General features: G+C 59.8%; 15 protein-coding genes. 13 read left to right on the top strand and 2 right to left on the bottom strand.

Going from position 1 to position 17,309, the window contains the following annotated elements; genetic code table 11:
• The first annotated feature begins 536 nt into the window (after positions 1-536).
• From ACM6G4_RS06030 to ACM6G4_RS06020, 3 genes are all read left to right on the top strand, one after another.
• A complete protein-coding gene (locus ACM6G4_RS06030; protein WP_201783877.1) occupies positions 537-1,409 on the top strand; it encodes a TauD/TfdA dioxygenase family protein in 873 nt (290 codons plus the stop codon).
• Between the two features lie 115 nt (positions 1,410-1,524).
• On the top strand, positions 1,525-2,004 hold the full coding sequence (locus ACM6G4_RS06025; protein WP_414913260.1) for a 2,4'-dihydroxyacetophenone dioxygenase family protein: 480 nt from the start codon (positions 1,525-1,527) through the stop codon (positions 2,002-2,004).
• Between the two features lie 181 nt (positions 2,005-2,185).
• Positions 2,186-3,835 (top strand): 3-(methylthio)propionyl-CoA ligase, encoded by a 1,650-nt coding sequence (locus tag ACM6G4_RS06020; RefSeq protein WP_414913259.1) that lies wholly within the window; start codon positions 2,186-2,188, stop codon positions 3,833-3,835.
• Positions 3,836-3,895: 60 nt separating this feature from the next.
• Here the strand turns inward: ACM6G4_RS06020 and ACM6G4_RS06015 are convergent, their stop codons facing one another.
• A complete protein-coding gene (locus ACM6G4_RS06015) occupies positions 3,896-4,939 on the bottom strand; it encodes an alpha/beta fold hydrolase (protein WP_414913258.1) in 1,044 nt (347 codons plus the stop codon).
• A gap of 111 nt (positions 4,940-5,050) precedes the next feature.
• Here ACM6G4_RS06015 and ACM6G4_RS06010 point away from each other — a divergent pair, with 111 nt between their 5' ends.
• Together ACM6G4_RS06010 and ACM6G4_RS06005 are read left to right on the top strand one after the other, a co-directional pair.
• Positions 5,051-6,088 (top strand): AraC family transcriptional regulator, encoded by a 1,038-nt coding sequence (locus ACM6G4_RS06010; protein ID WP_056722806.1) that lies wholly within the window; start codon positions 5,051-5,053, stop codon positions 6,086-6,088.
• 434 nt (positions 6,089-6,522) lie between these two features.
• Positions 6,523-7,557, top strand: a complete 1,035-nt coding sequence (locus ACM6G4_RS06005) for an AraC family transcriptional regulator (protein ID WP_056722808.1) — start codon at positions 6,523-6,525, stop codon at positions 7,555-7,557.
• Positions 7,558-7,642: 85 nt separating this feature from the next.
• On the opposite strand, the gene ACM6G4_RS06000 is transcribed toward ACM6G4_RS06005, so the two are convergent.
• Complete coding sequence (locus ACM6G4_RS06000) at positions 7,643-8,974, bottom strand: MFS transporter (RefSeq protein ID WP_414913257.1); 1,332 nt, start codon at positions 8,972-8,974, stop codon at positions 7,643-7,645.
• A 460-nt stretch (positions 8,975-9,434) separates the two neighbouring features.
• Between ACM6G4_RS06000 and ACM6G4_RS05995 the strand changes: the two genes are divergently transcribed.
• The 8 genes from ACM6G4_RS05995 (at position 9,435) to ACM6G4_RS05960 (ending at position 17,304) form a co-directional block, all read left to right on the top strand.
• The gene (locus ACM6G4_RS05995) at positions 9,435-10,307 is read left to right on the top strand and encodes a GNAT family N-acetyltransferase (protein ID WP_414913256.1); all 873 of its coding nucleotides are present in this window, start codon (positions 9,435-9,437) and stop codon (positions 10,305-10,307) included.
• Positions 10,307-11,200, top strand: coding sequence for a polysaccharide deacetylase family protein (locus ACM6G4_RS05990; RefSeq protein ID WP_056722816.1), 894 nt, complete (start codon positions 10,307-10,309; stop codon positions 11,198-11,200). Before ACM6G4_RS05995 ends, ACM6G4_RS05990 begins: the two co-directional genes overlap by 1 nt.
• A 161-nt stretch (positions 11,201-11,361) precedes the next feature.
• Positions 11,362-11,916: a YdeI/OmpD-associated family protein gene (locus ACM6G4_RS05985; protein WP_056722819.1), complete on the top strand. Its 555-nt coding sequence runs from the start codon at positions 11,362-11,364 to the stop codon at positions 11,914-11,916.
• A gap of 282 nt (positions 11,917-12,198) precedes the next feature.
• Positions 12,199-13,611 (top strand): NAD(P)/FAD-dependent oxidoreductase, encoded by a 1,413-nt coding sequence (locus tag ACM6G4_RS05980; protein ID WP_414913255.1) that lies wholly within the window; start codon positions 12,199-12,201, stop codon positions 13,609-13,611.
• 16 nt (positions 13,612-13,627) lie between these two features.
• Positions 13,628-14,587: an alpha/beta fold hydrolase gene (locus ACM6G4_RS05975; RefSeq protein WP_056722824.1), complete on the top strand. Its 960-nt coding sequence runs from the start codon at positions 13,628-13,630 to the stop codon at positions 14,585-14,587.
• 146 nt (positions 14,588-14,733) lie between these two features.
• Positions 14,734-16,161, top strand: coding sequence for a GGDEF domain-containing protein (locus ACM6G4_RS05970; protein ID WP_056722826.1), 1,428 nt, complete (start codon positions 14,734-14,736; stop codon positions 16,159-16,161).
• A gap of 86 nt (positions 16,162-16,247) precedes the next feature.
• Positions 16,248-16,826: an S-(hydroxymethyl)glutathione synthase gene (gfa, locus tag ACM6G4_RS05965; RefSeq protein WP_056722828.1), complete on the top strand. Its 579-nt coding sequence runs from the start codon at positions 16,248-16,250 to the stop codon at positions 16,824-16,826.
• A gap of 289 nt (positions 16,827-17,115) precedes the next feature.
• Complete coding sequence (locus ACM6G4_RS05960) at positions 17,116-17,304, top strand: ribbon-helix-helix domain-containing protein (protein ID WP_056722830.1); 189 nt, start codon at positions 17,116-17,118, stop codon at positions 17,302-17,304.
• Positions 17,305-17,309: the final 5 nt, after the last annotated feature.

Genomic DNA, 17,309 nt, shown 5'->3' with positions numbered 1-17,309 from the left:
GCGCCGCGCCGATATCGAGATGAACAGCATCCTCTGGGGGGAAATCTTCAACCCGGCTAAAGGTTTCCCTTAGTCGACTCAAAAGCGCAGGGCCCACAGTGGGCGATGGCAAGCCTGTATTGCATAAGCCTTCCTTTAGCGAGGTCTTGTTGCTGGATGGACCCTAAACTAGCGATTGCACTGCCCGCCAACCTCCCCGATTGCGCAAGCGACTCTCCAATTGCGCAGTCAGATGCAGACCGGCCGGGTACTGCAGCCCGCGAGCAACGTTGTTCGTTCTCCTCCTCTCCAGCGTCCCAATATGCGAAGAAACTGTCCCGCCATGCCCATGACATTGCGCCCTGGACACCTACTATTGGACCTGCATCCCTGCCCCACTGGCAGGGACCCGCTACCTATACCGGATGTGCACAGCGCACCCGGACAAGCACGGATTGGAGACAACAATGACAACAGTCGCCGCACCCCAAGACGCTCCTTCACCTCTTCCCGCCTCGGCACCCGCCATTATCCGCTCGTCAGTGCGCCAGCATTCGATCAAGGTGCAGATTTGCTCCCCCGCCATCGGTGCCGAGCTCAGCAACGTCAACCTGGCCGACGCGGCCCAGGACCCCGAACTGATCGCAGAAATCAGGGCACTGTGGTTGAAGCACAAAGTGCTGTTCTTCCGCGACCAGGACATCACCCCCCTGGAGCAACAGCACTTCGCCGCGCAATTCGGCGAACTGGAAGCCCACCCCCTGGCACCGAGCCATCCGGAGGCGGACAAGCTGCTGATGCTGTATCGCAATCTCGATCCGGGTAAACCCAAGAGCTATGTCGAAAAGGCCAGCCGCGAAAACCTCTGGCATGCCGATGTCACCTACAAGCCGGCGCCGCCCCGCGGTGCGGTTTTGCGCTGCGAGATGGGGCCGGAGGCCGGCGGCGATACCTTGTTTTCCAACATGGTGATGGCTTACGAAAAACTGCCGCAGGCCATCAAGCAACGAATCGACGGTCTGTATGCAAAGCATGGCGCCGAGCAGACTTTCGGCGCCCAGTTGCCACGCGAAGAGCGTCATGGGATGGCCGCGAAGAACCCCGCCGTTGAACACCCGGTGGTGCTGACCCATCCGGAGACCGGCGAAAAGGTCTTGTTCGTCAACTCCGCGTTCACGACCCACTTCTCGAACTTCTTCAACTTCGAGGATATCCGCTACGGCCAGGACTTCATGCCAGAGGCTCATCACCTGATGAACTACCTGATGTCCCAGGCTGCCATTCCGGAGTACCAGGTACGCCTGAAGTGGCGAACCAACACGATTGCCATGTGGGACAACCTGCAAGTCCAGCACTACGCGGTGGCGGACTACGGCAATGCACCCAGAAAGATGCTGCGCGCAACCCTTGCGGGCACCCCGCTCGCCTAATCCAAACGGGTTCCCTCCGGGAGAATTTAGGGCACCCGACCGACCATCCGAGTCAGTCGGGCAGCCCTGGCCGCTCACAAATGCTCGACCTCAAACAAAAACAATGGAGATACCTATGCTCTACGAACACATCGACACTGCCGTCATCGATGGCGAATCGCTGCCGTGGATTCCCTTTACGCCCTATGCCGAAAACATCCTGCTCAAGTACTTCAAGCTTGATCCCATCCGTGGTGAATGGATCGTCATGATGAAGTCGCCGATCGACATGCAACTGCCCAAGCATCACCACACGGGTACGGTGATGGTCTACACGTTCGAAGGCCAATGGAAATACAAGGAGCATGACTGGATCGCCGGCCCTGGCAGCATCGTCTATGAGACGGCCGGATCGACTCACACGCCGGAAGTCGTCAGCACGGCAAGCACAGACGGGTATGTGCTCACACTGGTTCAGGTTAATGGCGATCTCGCGTTCCTGGACGGCAACGACAACATCGTCGCGCTGGAGAACTGGAAGACCGGGTTGCAACGCTATCTGGCTTATTGCGAGCAACATGACATCGCGCCGAAGGACCTGACGGCATTCAACTGACCCGGATTTCACGGGAAAACCCGGCGCCTCTGGTTCAAGGGGCGACCGGGCCAGTTGCCGGTTGGCAATCATTCAGGGGAGGGAAACAGGCTGTGTCGGGTCGCGGTCTTGACGCGACATCTGACCCGGGCCTGGCCGCCTGCTCGCTCCCCGATCACAGACAAGCGAACGGAGCGATGCCATGAAAGGCCTGATGATGCAAAAGCAGCTTTTGATTTCCTCACTCATTGAACATGCCGACCGCCATCACGGCGATACGCAGATCGTATCCCGTCGGGTGGAGGGCGATATCCATCGCTACACCTTCCGTGACTGCCACCGCCGCGCGCGCCAGCTGGCCAGCGCGCTGACCCGCCTGGGCGTCAAGCCTTCCGAGCGAATCGGTACACTGGCATGGAATGGCTATCGGCACCTGGAGTTGTACTACGGCGTTGCCGGCATGGGTGCCATTGTGCATACCATCAACCCTCGCCTGCATGAAGACCAGGTCGCCTACATCGCCAATCACGCCGAAGACCAGTACATCTTCTTCGACTTGACCTTCCTGCCACTGATCCAGGCCATCGCCGGGCGCTGCAATGGGGTCAAGGCGTTCATCGCCATGACCGATCAGGCGCGTATGCCCAAGGATGCCGGCATCGACAACTTGCTGTGCTATGAAGACCTCCTTCAACAGGGATCCGCCGGCTACGCCTGGCCGGTTTTCGACGAGGATGCCGCCAGTACGCTCTGCTACACCTCTGGCACGACGGGCAACCCGAAAGGGGTTTTGTACAGTCATCGCTCGTCGGTGCTGCACACCTATGCCGCCGCGCTCCCCGACGCCCTGAATTGTTCGGCGCACGACGTGATCCTGCCCGTTGTGCCGATGTTTCATATCAACGCCTGGGGACTTCCCTACATCGCGTGCATGGTCGGGGCAAAACTTGTATTTCCCGGACCGGCCCTGGATGGAGCATCGCTGTTCGAACTGCTCGAAGCCGAGCAGGTGACACTGTCGGCGGGTGTCCCGACCGTGTGGCAAGGCTTGCTTGGTCATCTGGAAAAAACCGGCCGGCAATTCTCCAGCATGAAACGCAGCATCATTGGTGGCGCGACCTGCCCCCCGTCCATGCTGCACACCTTTGAGCAAACCTACGGCGTAGCGGTATTGCACGTCTGGGGGATGACGGAGCTGAGCCCTATCGGAACCGTCGGCGCCCTGAAGGCCAGGCACCTCGAAATGTCCCCGGCAGAGCGTCATGTCGTGCAATCCAAGCAAGGCCGGGCGGTGTTTGGCGTCGACATGAAGATCGTTGACGCCGATGGCATGGAATTACCCTGGGACGGCGCAACCTCGGGTGAGCTGTTGGTGCGTGGACCCTGGGTGGTGCGCGATTATTTCAGGAACGAAACGAACAGTTCGCCGCTGCTCGAGCACGCAGGCCAAGGGTGGTTCCCAACCGGCGATGTAGCGACCATCGACGTCGATGGCTTCATGCAGATCACCGATCGCAGCAAGGATGTGATCAAGTCGGGCGGCGAATGGATAGGCTCCATCGAGCTGGAAACCATTGCGATGGGCCATCCGGCAGTCTCCCAGGCGGCCTGCATTGCCGCCAGACACACCAAGTGGGACGAACGCCCATTGCTGATCGTCGTCAGGAAGCCGCAAGCGACACTGACGCGAGAAGAACTGCTCGCATTTTATGAAGGCAAGATCGCGAAGTGGTGGACGCCGGATGATGTGATCTTTGTCGATACGATTGCGTTGGGTGCTACGGGCAAGATCCAGAAGAACCGTCTGCGCGAGCAGTTCGGTGACCATCTGCTGGTCAAGGCTGCCGGCTGAACGAGTGTAAGCACTGTGCGTGGCCGCGAGTGATCGCGACCACGCACAGTGCACTTGTTTCTAGCGCTCCAGTTGCTCGAGAAAGGTCAGGAGTAATTCATTGACTTGATCGACGCTTTCTTCCGCGGCGCTGTGGCCCACGCCGGGTAGCAAGACCTTCTTCTGCAGCCCGGGCAGATAAGTGTCGAGCCGTTCGTAGAGCGCGCGGATTTCGTCCGGTTCCAGCGAAGGGTCGGCGGCACCGCCAATGAACATACTCGGCTGGCGTACCAGCGCACCGTCGAGAAACGCGGTGATCTCCCAGTTCCGGTCACGACAGCGGTAGTAGTTCAAGGCACCGGTAAACCCTGTGCGCGTGTATTCAGTGACGTAGTAGTCGAGCGCCCGTGGGCTCAGCCATGACGGGAACTCGCCCTTCGGCTCAGTGAACGCGTTGAGAATGGGTTCACCAGGTTCGACGAACAGGCGCCAGCGTTCAGCCCCGACAGCGCTGCCGGAGATCGAGTAGAAGACGCTGCGCAAGGTCTTGCGCGGATCGCTGGCCAACTCGCGGTCCGGCTTGTGGAGCTGCTGGAAATACAGGTGGTGATACACCCTGCCCTTCGCCATTGCCTGCAAGCCTATGGTCGGCTTGACCTTGCCCCGCGGCGGCACTGGCGTATTGAGCATCACCAGGCCACGGAACAGATCCGGCCGCAGCATGGCCGCCGCCTGGGCCACCCAGGCGCCCAGGTCGTGCCCGATGATCACAGCCGATGTTTCGCCCAGCGTCGCCATCAAGCCGACCATGTCGCCGACGGCCTGACTCATGTCATAGGCTTCAATGGCATCGGGTCGATCGGTTTGGCCAAACCCCCGTTGATCAGGGACCACGACTCGATAACCGGCCTCGGCCAGTACCGCGATCTGGCGCCGCCACATGTACCAAAGGTAAGGAAAACCGTGCAGCAGGATAACGAGAGGCCCTTGTCCCTCGTCGATGTAATGCATGCGAATGCCGTTGAGTTCGGCAAAGCAGTGGTTGAATGCATCGGGGTCGTCGGCGTCCACCTGCGCCCTTGCCGCGAGCGGCTGGCCGATACCTGTAGCGGTGCGCGTGTCCATTATCTACCTCCATCTTTGTTGTCATTGTCGGCGTGAAGGTAGCCTTGGGCGGTTGTCCTGCACTAAGCTTCCCGGGACACAATCTGGTGAAACTGGGACACGAGGCCAAGCATGTATACCTTGACGCGAAGCGCCAGCCTTACCGACTTTGAGCAGGTTGCCCGTTCAGTGGGGCTCGATCCATTTCGCATGCTGCGCATGACCCGGCTACCGGCCAGTGTCCTCGACGATCCCAACATCATGATCAGCAGCGATTCGGTAGGCTGGCTGCTGGAGGAGTCAGCCCGCCTGTCCGGCCAGGAGGCCTTCGGGCTGCTGCTTGCGGAAACCCGGCACCTCTCCAACTTTGGCATGCTCGCGCTGCTCATCCGCGAAGAGCCAACACTTCGCGCAGCGCTGCAATCGTGCTTTCGCTATACGCGCTTGCATAACGCCGGTGTACAAATGTGGCTCGAGGATGCAGGCGACCTGACCCTGCTGCATGTGGGTGTAAACATGCAGGGCCATCGTGGCGTCTGGCGCCAGGCGATTGAACAGGCAACCGGTATTATGCTTCGCACGTTGAGCATCCTGAGCGGCCATGCCTTCCGGCCGGTAAGGGTCAGTTTCACTCACGAGCGACCTTCCAGCCTTGAAGTACACCACCGCGTGTTGGGTACCAACATCGAGTTTTCCCAGGAATTCAATGCCATCGTATGCCGTCGGCATGATCTGGACCTGCCTATTCCCACGGCCGACCCCGCGTTGCATCGCGAGGTGAAACGATCGCTGGACATGCAGTTGGCCAACCTGCGCGACGAACCGGCGCAGCGGGTACGCCAGATCGTCAAGATGCTGCTGCCAAGCGGACTGTGCTCCGTCGATGGCGTGGCCCAGCATCTCGGGATGCACCGACGCACCCTCAACCGACACCTGGCGGCCGAGGGAGAGAGTGTCACGACCATCATGAATGCCGTACGCGCCGAACTCGCCGAAGAGTATCTGGCCAACAGCAAGCGCCGATTGTATGAAGTCGCCGAACTCCTCGGTTTTTCCTCTGCCGGTGATTTTTCACGCTGGTTCCGCAGCCGTTTTGGCAAGACACCCTCGGCTTGGGCCGTCTCCTACCGAGCGAGCAAGACGGCATCCGGGCCCCTGTCGCCTGAATAAGAAAGCAGGTTAATGGCCGACTCAAGCCTGTTGGCCAGCCACATTGCCTGAGCCTCGCACCCCCGACGTTTATGACCCCGCCACCCTTGCGCAAGCGTCCCAATACGCGAAGATTCTGTCCCGAAATGCTCCTTGCACCGCGCTCGTGCAACCTACTATGAGTCAGTGGCCCCTGCTCCGTTGATGGGGGCCACAACACCTACCGGATACACGTAGACCGCCCAGGATCCTGGGTCCTTGATGGCTCCAGCGGTTCGTGAATTCGGGCCCAGCAACCCATTCGATGGTGATGCAAAAAATACGATCCTGGATCTGATCGCGCTACTTGCAGTCCCCCACCGGGATCGTCCCGGGAGCAGCGCAAACGTCATCAGAACAGCACCCGATCGCGCAACACATCTTCACGTCACCATCGGCCGAGGGAAGTCCTACGCATGCCCACGCTTGTTCGCGCCGCCGTTTTGACCAAATACCTGGACGTTACCCAGGACCTGGGATTCAACCCGCTCGACGTCATGGCAGTCGCAGGCCTGAACAAGGCTCAGCTGCAAGACCCGGAATCGCGCATTCCCATCGATGCCGCCGTGCGTCTGCTGGAAGATTCGGCCATCGCCAGCGGTTGCCAGACCTTCGGCCTGAGCATGGCCGAGTCGCGCCAGCTATCGGACTTCGGCGTGGTCAGCCTGCTGCTCAGCCATCAACGCACCCTGCGCGAAGCGCTGCAGGTGATGGTGCGCTACCGTCATCTGATGAACGACTCGCTGGCCATCTTCGTTGAAGAGTGCGGCAAGATGGTGATCATCCGTGAAGAAATGGTCACCGAGTCGCCGATGCCCAGTCGCCAGGCCACGGAGCTGGCCATCGGCGTGACGTTCGGTCTGTGCTCGGCCCTGCTCGGCTCGCACTGGCGCCCTTACAGCGTCAACTTCATGCACCAGCCGCCGGACAACCTGTACCTGCATCGACGCGTATTCGGCTGCAACCTGGAATTCGGCAGCGAGTTCAATGGCATCGTTTGCCCTGTCGCCAGCCTCGACATGATCAACCCCGATGCCGACCCGACCATGGCCCGTCATGCCCAGAGCTACCTGGACTCGCTGCAAAGCCCCGAGACCACCTCGACGCTGTTCGAAGTGCGCAAGGCCATCTACCTGCTGTTGCCCATGGGCCGCGCCACCATTGAGCAGATCGCCCAGCACCAGGGGATGAACGTGCGCACCCTGCAACGTCGCCTCAAGGACCATGGCTGTGCCTTCAGCGACCTGATCAACGATGTGCGCCGCGCCCTGGTACTGCGTTATATGGAAAACCCGAACCACTCGCTGAGCCACATTGCCGACATGTTCGGCTTCTCCATGGCGAGTTCCTTTACCCGCTGGTTCATCAACCAGTTCGGCATGCCGCCGGCGGTGTGGCGCAGCGCGCAGAAACAGTCCGGTTCGGACGCTGCCGCCTCCAAGTCATTCTGAACACACGGCAAAAAAAACGGCGACTGCTGGTACAGTCGCCGCAAAAAACGGTGTTTGTGGCACAGGTCGGGATGTTAACGACGACTCACAGTTTCACCTCCAGCCCGAATTCGCTCATGGACTCAGGAACACTCTGCCCCTGAAGGCGGGCAATGTCTTTGTGGTAATGACACTTGGCATAAAAGAACACCGCCGCCGCGACGAGGCTGATCAATGGCACCAGTTGAAACGCGGCATGCAGACCGATGAGGTCCGACACCCGGCCGGTGATGAACGGCCCCGGCGCCAGCCCCAGCAGGTTGTTGGCCAGGGTCAGCGTGGCGAACGCCGTACCGTGCACCGAGTAATGGGTCAGGTTGGCAACCATCGCGCCGCTGGGGCCTGTAGTGCCGGTGGCAATCAACATGCCCAGGCAGATCAGCAGCAGTTGCACCGGCCCTGCGTGCAAGGCAAAGGCCGTCGACAGCAACAGGCAACTGCCCAGGCAGAAGCCGATGGCCAGGCTGACCTTGCGCTCCGGCGAGTTGCGACACAGTCGATCGCTGAGCATGCCGCACACAATCATCCCCACACCGCTGCACAACACGATGCCCGCCGCCATGCCACCGGCCTTGTCGGCAGGCATGTCGTAATAGCGATTGAGGTAGCTGGGAATCCACACCATCACCGTACCGCCGACGAACAACTGCAAGCCGCTGCCGATGTAGGTCGACACCACCGAACGGCTGGACCACAGCGTGCGCAGCGGACGCTTGACCGCCACCGTTGCCTTGTTCGCCACTGGAGCGACACGCGATGGCGCAATGCGCGCTTCCTTGACGATCAGCGGATAGAGCATCGCCAGCACCAGGCCAAACAACGACATGCCGGCGAACGACCAGCGCCAGCCCAGCTTGGCCGCGATGGCGCCGCCCAGGGCCATCCCTAAGACAGCGCCGAACAATCCGCCGGCCATGAAGGCACTGGTCAGGGTGGCCCGCATGTGTTTGGGGAACACCGAAATCACCACGGCGATACCGACGCTGCCGTAGGCAGCCTCACCGACCCCGACCATGAATCGCGCGATGAACATCTGCTGGTAGTCCTGAGCCAGCGCGCAACCCAGGGTCGCCACGCTCCACAGCAACGCCATCAGCGCCAGGCTCTTGACCCGGCCGAAACGGTCGGCCAGCAACGACAGGGGAAACGTCAGCAGGCCCACCATCAAGGCAACGATGCCACTGAGCAGGCCGAGCTGTCCGTCGCTCAACGCCCACTCGGTCTTGAGCAACGGGAACACCGCGTTCAGCACCTGACGCGACATGTAATCGGAAATCAACAGGCCGAACGTCAGTGCAAAAACGATCCAGGCATATTGGCGCGAAACGCTGACGCAACCAGCGTCGTCATCGTCGGCGACGATTGGATGAAAGGCCATGCAGCCTCCTCGAAGTCTTTATTTTATTGTTGTTATCAAGCGTGTAGCCGGACGGCGAGCGATAGTCTCTTCAAAGCCCGCACGGGAGTGCATCTACATGGCCAGGGTCATGTTGTTGCCCGGCAGAACGTTCTTGAGCAGGGGGTCGGCGGTCAGGATTGACCAATGCGCATTGCAGTGAGTGCATCCACTTTCTACCTCCATCTATTTTCAGTAGTCGGCTTGAAGGTAGCCCTCGGAGGGCGCCTTGCACTCAGCTTTTCAGGACACAATATTGTGATACTGGGACAAAAGACCGTTCAGTTTGGGCATGCTCGCGCTGTTTATCCGCGAAGAACCCGCCGATGCTCCGGGTCAAAGCGGTCGGTAGACAGGCCAATGGCAAACAGGTGGTGCCCTGCTACCCTCTTTTTTACCCGGGTCGGGCTTACCGTCAATAGCGACTGAGGAGAACTTCGCGGTGTCGAATCAGCTGGTCATACGCAACATGACCCGTCCCGAGCTGGACGAGCTCGTCGATTGGGCTGCCCGTGAGGGTTGGAATCCCGGCCTTCACGATGCCGAGCTGTTCTGGGCGACGGACCCTGCCGCCTTCATCGCGGCGTCCCGGGGCGGCGAATTGATCGGCGGCGGTGCCATCACCTCCTACAATGGCGAATTCGGCTTCATGGGTTTTTTCATCGTCCGGCCTGAATATCGCGGTCAAGGCCTGGGCGATACCCTCTGGCACGCACGTCGCGAGCGACTCCTCGCCCGCCTGCGCCCAGGCGCGAGCATCGGCATGGACGGCGTCTTCGCGATGCAGGACTACTACGCCAAGGGTGGTTTCGTCTTCTCCCATCGCAACATGCGTTTTCGCGCCGATCTCACCGCCCGCCCGACGACTTCGCAGGTAGACGGCCAGGACATCGTCCCGTTGGCCTCCTTCCCGTTCGATCAGGTTGTCGATTACGACCGCACCTGTTTTCCCGCCGCGCGCGCAAGCTTCCTGAGCGGGTGGATAGCCCAGGCCGATGCGCTCGCCGTGGGTTGCCGGCGCGCGGGCAGGCTAAGCGGCTATGGCGTAGTAAGGCACTGCCGGGAAGGCTACAAGATCGGCCCCTTGTTCGCCGATGACACCCTGGCAGCCAATGCCCTCTATGCGCGCCTGGCGGAATTTGCCGAGGGTGGCCCGCTGTTTCTCGATGCCCCGGAGAATAATCCCGCCGCGATGGCACTCGTGCACCAACAGGGCATGCTCGAGGTTTTCGGCTGCGCACGCATGTACCTCGGCCCTCCTCCGGCGATCGCGCACGAACGTGTGTTCGGCGTCACGACCTTCGAGCTGGGCTGATGTCCGCTCGCGACCTCATCGGATATGGCGGCTGCCCGCCCCACCCGCGTTGGCCCGGTGAGGCGCGCGTCGCGGTCCAGTTCGTACTCAATATCGAAGAAGGCGCGGAGTCATGCCTCCTTAATGGCGATGCCCAGTCGGAGGCCTGGCTTCACGAGCTGCCGGGCCGCCCGCCACGTGTGGGGGAACCGGACTTGAGCGTCGAGGGCATGTACGAATACGGATCGCGCGCGGGGGTGTGGCGCATTCTGGATCTGTTCAGCGCCCGCGGCCTGCCACTGACCGCCTTCGCCGTCGGCCGGGCACTGGAACTCACCCCGGCCATTGGCCTGGCGCTTTGCGCTGCGGGGCATGAGATTGCCGGGCATGGCTACCGTTGGCTGGACTATCGCGACATGCCTGAAGACCAGGAGCGGCGCCATATTCGCCTCACTCTCGACGTGATCGAGCAGATCTGCGGTAAGCGCCCCGTGGGTTGGTACACAGGAAGGGTCAGCCAGAACACCCGCCGTCTGTTGCGTGAGGAAGGTGGGTTTCTCTATAGCTCGGACGCCTACAACGATGACCTGCCCTATTGGCTCCCAGGCTCGCCCGCCCACCTGGTGATTCCTTACACACTGGTCAACAACGACGCCCGCTATCTGCTGCCCAATGGTTTCGCCTGCGGTGAAGACTTCTTCCAGCTGCTCAAGGACGCTTTCGACCTGTTGTGGCAGGAGGGCGCGCAACACCCGAAGATGATGAGCATCGGCCTGCATGGGCGGATCAGTGGCCACCCAGGTCGTGCGATGGCGCTGGCGCGTTTTCTCGATTACGTGCAATGCCACGATGCGGTGTGGATCTGCCGACGCGAAGAGATTGCCAGGCACTGGATAGCCCGATTCCCCGCGTGAGTGGCAAGTGGTTCGCAACGGCCTGCATCACTGACCTGTCTTATCCCGAATGTGTCACATTGTGCCGTTACCGCTCGTCCCTGAACCTCGGAATCGGCACCTGTCTGTCGGCCTGGGTAACGACCGCATCTGAGCTTGGCGTATTAGTTGGAGGAGTTGCAATGACAACAATCGATGTGAAATCCCGATTCGAAGCAAAGCTTCTTCGTCCGGCAAAGCCTGGTAACGATACGTCGTGGGCGTTCGTAGTACTGCCAAGAGACGCGAGTGAACAGCTTCCGAGGCGAGGAAGGACGACAGTTGAAGGCACAATCAATGGACAGCATTTCCAGGCAACCCTTGAGCCCGATGGTCAACTGAGCCATTGGCTGCAGGTAAGTAGAGCGTTACTCGAGGCCGCAGGCGCGGCCGTTGGGGATATCGTTACACTCGAGCTAACCCCTGTGAAGAAGGAACCCGAGCCTGACATCCCGGCAGATTTTCAGGAGGCACTGGCAGCCGCTCCCGAGGCTCGTAACGTTTGGAACAATACGACGACCATCGCACGAGTAGACTGGATTCACTGGATTACTTCAGCCAAGCAACTTAAGACGCGCGCAAAAAGAATTGGTGATGCCTGCGATATGCTTGCATCCGGCAAGAAGCAGGTTTGCTGTTTCGACCAGTCCGGCTACTACAGTAAGGCCTTCCGTGCGCCCGAGGCAGAAAGTTGTTAAATGGAACATTCCGTTAAATACACCTGACAATGCGTTCAAGTTGTTCACCGGGACGGTTTTCGGGGCGTCCGTCTACCGCGCGGTCATTGACTACCGGTTAACTGAAATCCAGGCCGCATGGCTGATGTTTCTTCGCGCATGCCGACTTGAGTATGGACATTCAGGCTGCAGCCATTAATTCCATTGGTTATGTGGGTGAGGAGCATTCGTTCTATTGCGCGCGGCATGGGTGGCTAATCTTCGGAGGTTAAGGAGGGGCAGCCTCCGGGAAGGTGCAACCTTATGGACGCAAATCCTATCGAAACCGACTACCTGGTCATCGGGGCTGGCGCGACGGCCATGGCCTTCGTCGATACGCTGCTCAAGGAAACGAATGCACGCATCGTGATGGTGGATCGACACGGTCGACCTGGCGGGCACTGGAATGATGCCTACCCCTTTGTCCGATTGCACCAGCCCTCGGCCTTCTATGGCGTCAACTCACGGGAACTGGGCAGCGGAACGAAAGACACGACGGCACTGAACGAGGGCTTGTATGAGCTAGCCTCCGGCGCCGAGGTGGTGAGCTACTTCGATCAGGTGATGAACCAGCAGTTTCTGCCGTCAGGTCGGGTCCGTTACTTCCCCATGTGCGACTACACCGGCGACCGCATTGACGACCACCGGTTTACCTCCCTCGTTAGCGGCGTAAGCCATCAGGTGCGGGTGTGCAAAAAAGTGGTGGACGCCACCCATGCCCAGACGGCGGTGCCCTCGACCCACCCGCCCAGATACACGGTGGAGTCCGGCGTGCAATGCGTGCCACTGAACGACCTGCCGAAGATCCGGCACCCACACACTGGCTACGTCGTGGTGGGATCGGGCAAGACCGGGATCGACGCCTGCCTGTGGTGCCTGCAAAACGGTGTTGCGCCCGAAAAAATCTGCTGGATCATGCCGAACGATCCGTGGTTGATCGACCGGGCCAACCTGCAACCCGGCCTCGACGGCTTCGAACGAACAATCGGCGGCCTCACGGCACAGTTCGAGGCCATCGCCGCCGCGGACTCGATCCCGGACCTGTTCTCCAGGCTTGAGGCGGCGGGCCAGCTCCTGCGCCTGGACAAGACCGTCGAACCCACTGCTTACCGCTGCGCCACCGTCACACAGGCGGAACTGCGTGAGCTGCGACGCATCGACAACATTGTGCGCCTGGGGCGGGTGCGAGTGATCGAGCCAACGCGCATTGTGCTCGAGCAGGGAAGCATCGCCACGAGCCCAGGCGTTCTGCACATTGATTGCAGTGCCAGCGCCATTCCGTCACTGCCTGAAATGCAGGTGTTCGACGGAGGCAAGATCAACCTGTTGATGGTAAGCACCTGCCAACCGTTGTTCAGCGCGGCCTTGATCGCTTATGTGGAAAGCCACCTGGAGGATCAAACGCAAATGAACGCGTTTTGCACAATGGTCCCCCCGCCTCACCTCCCCACGGACTGGATCAGAATGTGGGCGGTCAACCTGGGTAACCAACTACGCTGGGGAGAGCATGAAGGCCTGGCCCGCTGGGTCAGGCAGTCGCGTTTGTACTTCATGACGGCGGTGGTCAGGGGCATGCAAGAGGCCGACACCGAGAAACTGGCGCAGCTGCATCGGCTCTCTGTCAGCAAGCAGCAGGCTCTGGCGAATCTGCCGCGGTTACTGGAGGCCATCGCTTGAATAGCAGGAAGCGCACATGAACGAGCCACACCTCGAACTGCTCGACATCAATGGCATCCGCATGCAGGTCGCCATCCAGGGCTCCGGTCCGTTGGTCTTGCTGTGCCACGGATTCCCGGAGCTGTGGTACTCGTGGCGCAACCAGCTTGCTGCGCTGGCGGCCGCCGGCTACAGAGCGGTAGCGCCCGACATGCGCGGCTATGGCGGCACGGATGCGCCAGCCGAACCCGACGCCTACACCACGCTCCACCTGGTAGGCGACATGGTCGAGTTGGTCAATGCACTCGGCGAACAGCAAGCAGTGATCGTTGGCCATGACTGGGGCGCGCAGGTGGCCTGGAGCGCAGCATTGATGCGACCCGATCTGTTCCGCGCCGTGGTCGGCATGAGTGTTCCCTTCTCGCCACCGGGGCGCGTGGAGCTCCTCAGTGCGCTTGTCTCACGGGGTATCAGCGACTTCTACATCCAGTATTTCCAGACGCCGGGTGTGGCCGAGGCCGAGCTGGAAAGGGACATCGAGTCGTCGATCCGGCGCATCTACTTCAGTGGCTCGGGTGACGGGCCCGATTGGCCGGTTTTCGGCAGGCTGCAGCCAGGCCAGGGCTTCCTGGGCGCGATGATCGAGCCCGAAACCCTGCCAGACTGGCTAAACCTCGAGGATATTGCCTACTACACCCGCGAATTCACCCGCAGCGGATTTCGCGGCGGCTTGAACTGGTACCGCAACATGACTCGCTCATGGGCACTGCTGGCACCTTGGCGCGGTTGCATTATCCGGCAGCCGTCGATGTTCATTGCGGGCAGCCGCGACGGCGTGCTGAAGTTTCCGAGCTCCCCGCGGCAGATCGAAGCCTTCGCGCAGACACTGCCGGAACTGCGCGGGTGTCATATCCTCGAAGGTGCCGGCCACTGGATACAACAAGAGCGCGCGACAGAGGTCAATGAGCTGCTACTGGACTTCCTGAAAAAACTCTGATCAGAAGGTTGAATTTTTATCCATAATTGAAATGCCATAGACCGGTCCATCCCGTATTTGGGTAGTGATGCGAGTGACCGTGGGCATGCAGGCGGCGCCAACACCGGACCGGTGTTGGCTGTATGGATTCAAGATTGGAGGGAACCATGAGCAATCTCATCGCCACCGACGAACCACCTGAAGCCGTTCGCCTCATGGTCAGGGTTTACGCCTACTTGCTGCTCGCAGGATTTGCGTTTGTTCCGGCCTATCTGATTGGCTACTTATACTTTTTCCAGGACCCCACGCTTTTATTCGAGAATCACCTGTTCCATATAGTTGCGATCACGACAGCCACCTTGGCAGGCTTGTTTGTTACCTACGTAACGTGGCGCTGCTATCAGTCATCGGGAGATCCGCTGCTGCGATGGATGACGCTTGGATTTCTCGGCTTTGTACTGATCTACGCGTTGCACGGTGCGTTCACCGAACAAGCACACCACAATATCTGGCTCTTCCTGCTTTATGGACCAGCCTCTCGACTGGTCATGTCGATTCTGCTGTTAGTCGCAATGCTGTCGTACCACCGCCCACCTGATACCGCGGACCAACGAATGAAGGCCCGCCCGTGGTTGACCTGGATAGGACTGTTCCTGGTGGTTGACGGGGCAGTGGCGTACGTCGCGAATTCGCCGATCGCCAGCGATCTCGCGGTGCGCCTCTCGATGGAGGGTGGTGCCCTCGTTCTTTCCACATTGACCGTGACAATACTCGTACTGCGCCGTATCCGTTCGCCGCTGATGACAATTTTCATCATCTCGGTCACCGCGTTCGCGCTGTCCTCTCTTGCCTTCATCCTTGCACGTCCGTGGAACCATATGTGGTGGCTCGCCCACGCGATCTTCGCCGGTGGATTCTTCATGCTGAGCTATGGGGTAGTGCAAGCGTTCCTCACCACGCGGTCGTTTTCGAAGATTTACAGCCAGGAGGAGTTGATGGTGCGTCTTGCCGAGGCGATGGCGTATACCGAGAGCGCCCTGCAGGAGCTCCAGCGCACCAATCAAAAGCTCGGGCACCTTGCGGCGACCGATCCACTGACAGGCGCTGACAATCGGCGTCGGTTCATGGAGCGGGTCGAAGCCGAAATTGGCCGGACCAAACGCGGCGGTGCGCCATTCTCCGTGTTGGCACTCGATCTGGATAATTTCAAGTCCATCAACGATCGCTTCGGGCATCAGGTTGGCGATGACATCCTGAAGAGTTTCGTGGAGAAATGCCTCGATTCGATCCGGCCGTATGACGGTGTAGCCCGAGTGGGCGGGGAAGAATTCATGATACTGCTACCTCAGACTTCACTTGAAGGCGCGCACGAAATCGCTGAGCGTCTGCGAAACACCGTTGCAAACAGTTCCTTTCATGGCCTGCAGCGGTCAACCGTGGTTACAGTGAGCATCGGCGTATCGCAATCCGGTCGCGATGGCGACACCATCGAGGCAATTCTGCGTATAGCCGATCAACGCCTGTATCACGCTAAACACGAAGGCCGTAACCGAGTGGTCACTACCTTCAAAACCAGCCTGCAACCTCTGCCCTGACCATCGTCTCGAAGTCGCTGAACTACCGGTCTGAGGTACGGCCCCAGGCAATTTTGTCCGCCCCCCCCTGAAACGGAGACGCCAGCATGAGCACCTTGCAACTTCACCCCGCACTGGACAACGGTATCCAACCCGCCGCCGCGAATTTCACAGGTGGCACCCTGCAATGCCTGTGTGCGACCGACAAGGTCGAGGTCAAGATCGACGCACAAACTCTGTATAACCACGCGTGCGGATGCAGCAAATGCTGGAAACCACAAAACGCGACATTCGCCGTCATCGCGGTGGTGCCTCGAGATAAGGTCAGCGTCATTGCCCACAGCGAAAAACTGGCAATTGTCGACGAAACCGCCACCATCCAGCGCCACGCCTGCAAGCAGTGTCACGCTCATCTCTTTGGGCGCATCGAGAACAAGGACCATGCGTTTTATGGCCTGGACTTCGTCCACACCGAACTTTCGCCACAGAGCGGATGGGCGGCGCCGGGATTCGCGGCGTTCGTGTCCTCCATCATCGAAACCGGCACACCGCCAGCGCAAATGAAGGCTATTCGCGAGCGCCTGCGCTCGATCGGCCTGGAACCCTATGACTGCCTGTCCCCGGATTTGATGGACGCACTGGCGACTCATGTTGCCAAACAGAAAGGCCTGCTCCCCTCCGCCTGATTGATCGGTTGCCGCGGTTTCTTTTTCGGACCGCGGCCATATCCGGTCGCTCGTGACTAGCCACAGTCCACCCGTTGCAGGCAGTCGGCTAGCCTGGAATAAATTTGCTCCCTTCCTTGCGGATGGGGATTATCCACGCTGAGTCGAAGCAGATCCGACTCATCACCCACCGTGAGAGCCAAATCTTTTCGTGTGAGTAAAGTCGAACTAACGAGCAGCACAGTGACAGCACCGGACAAGGCAATTACAATTTGATTAACATCTAGCGACTTGAGCGATTGAATACCCCATGGAAAGCAAGACTGCGCGCCTCACTGTGCTCATTGATCCCGTCAAGAAAAAAGCCTTCGAGAAACTCTGTGCAGCACAAGACCTGACGCCTTCTCAGGTGGTCCGTCAACTGATTCGTGACTACCTGGACACCCACGGCGCCACCTATTCAACCAAAAGTAAGCATGCCGCCAGTACCAAGTCATAACCTGA

Source organism: Pseudomonas sp. IT-P258 (genome assembly GCF_949767825.1).
Taxonomy (GTDB): domain Bacteria; phylum Pseudomonadota; class Gammaproteobacteria; order Pseudomonadales; family Pseudomonadaceae; genus Aquipseudomonas; species Aquipseudomonas monachiensis.
This window is presented reverse-complemented; position numbering and strand designations above follow the sequence as displayed.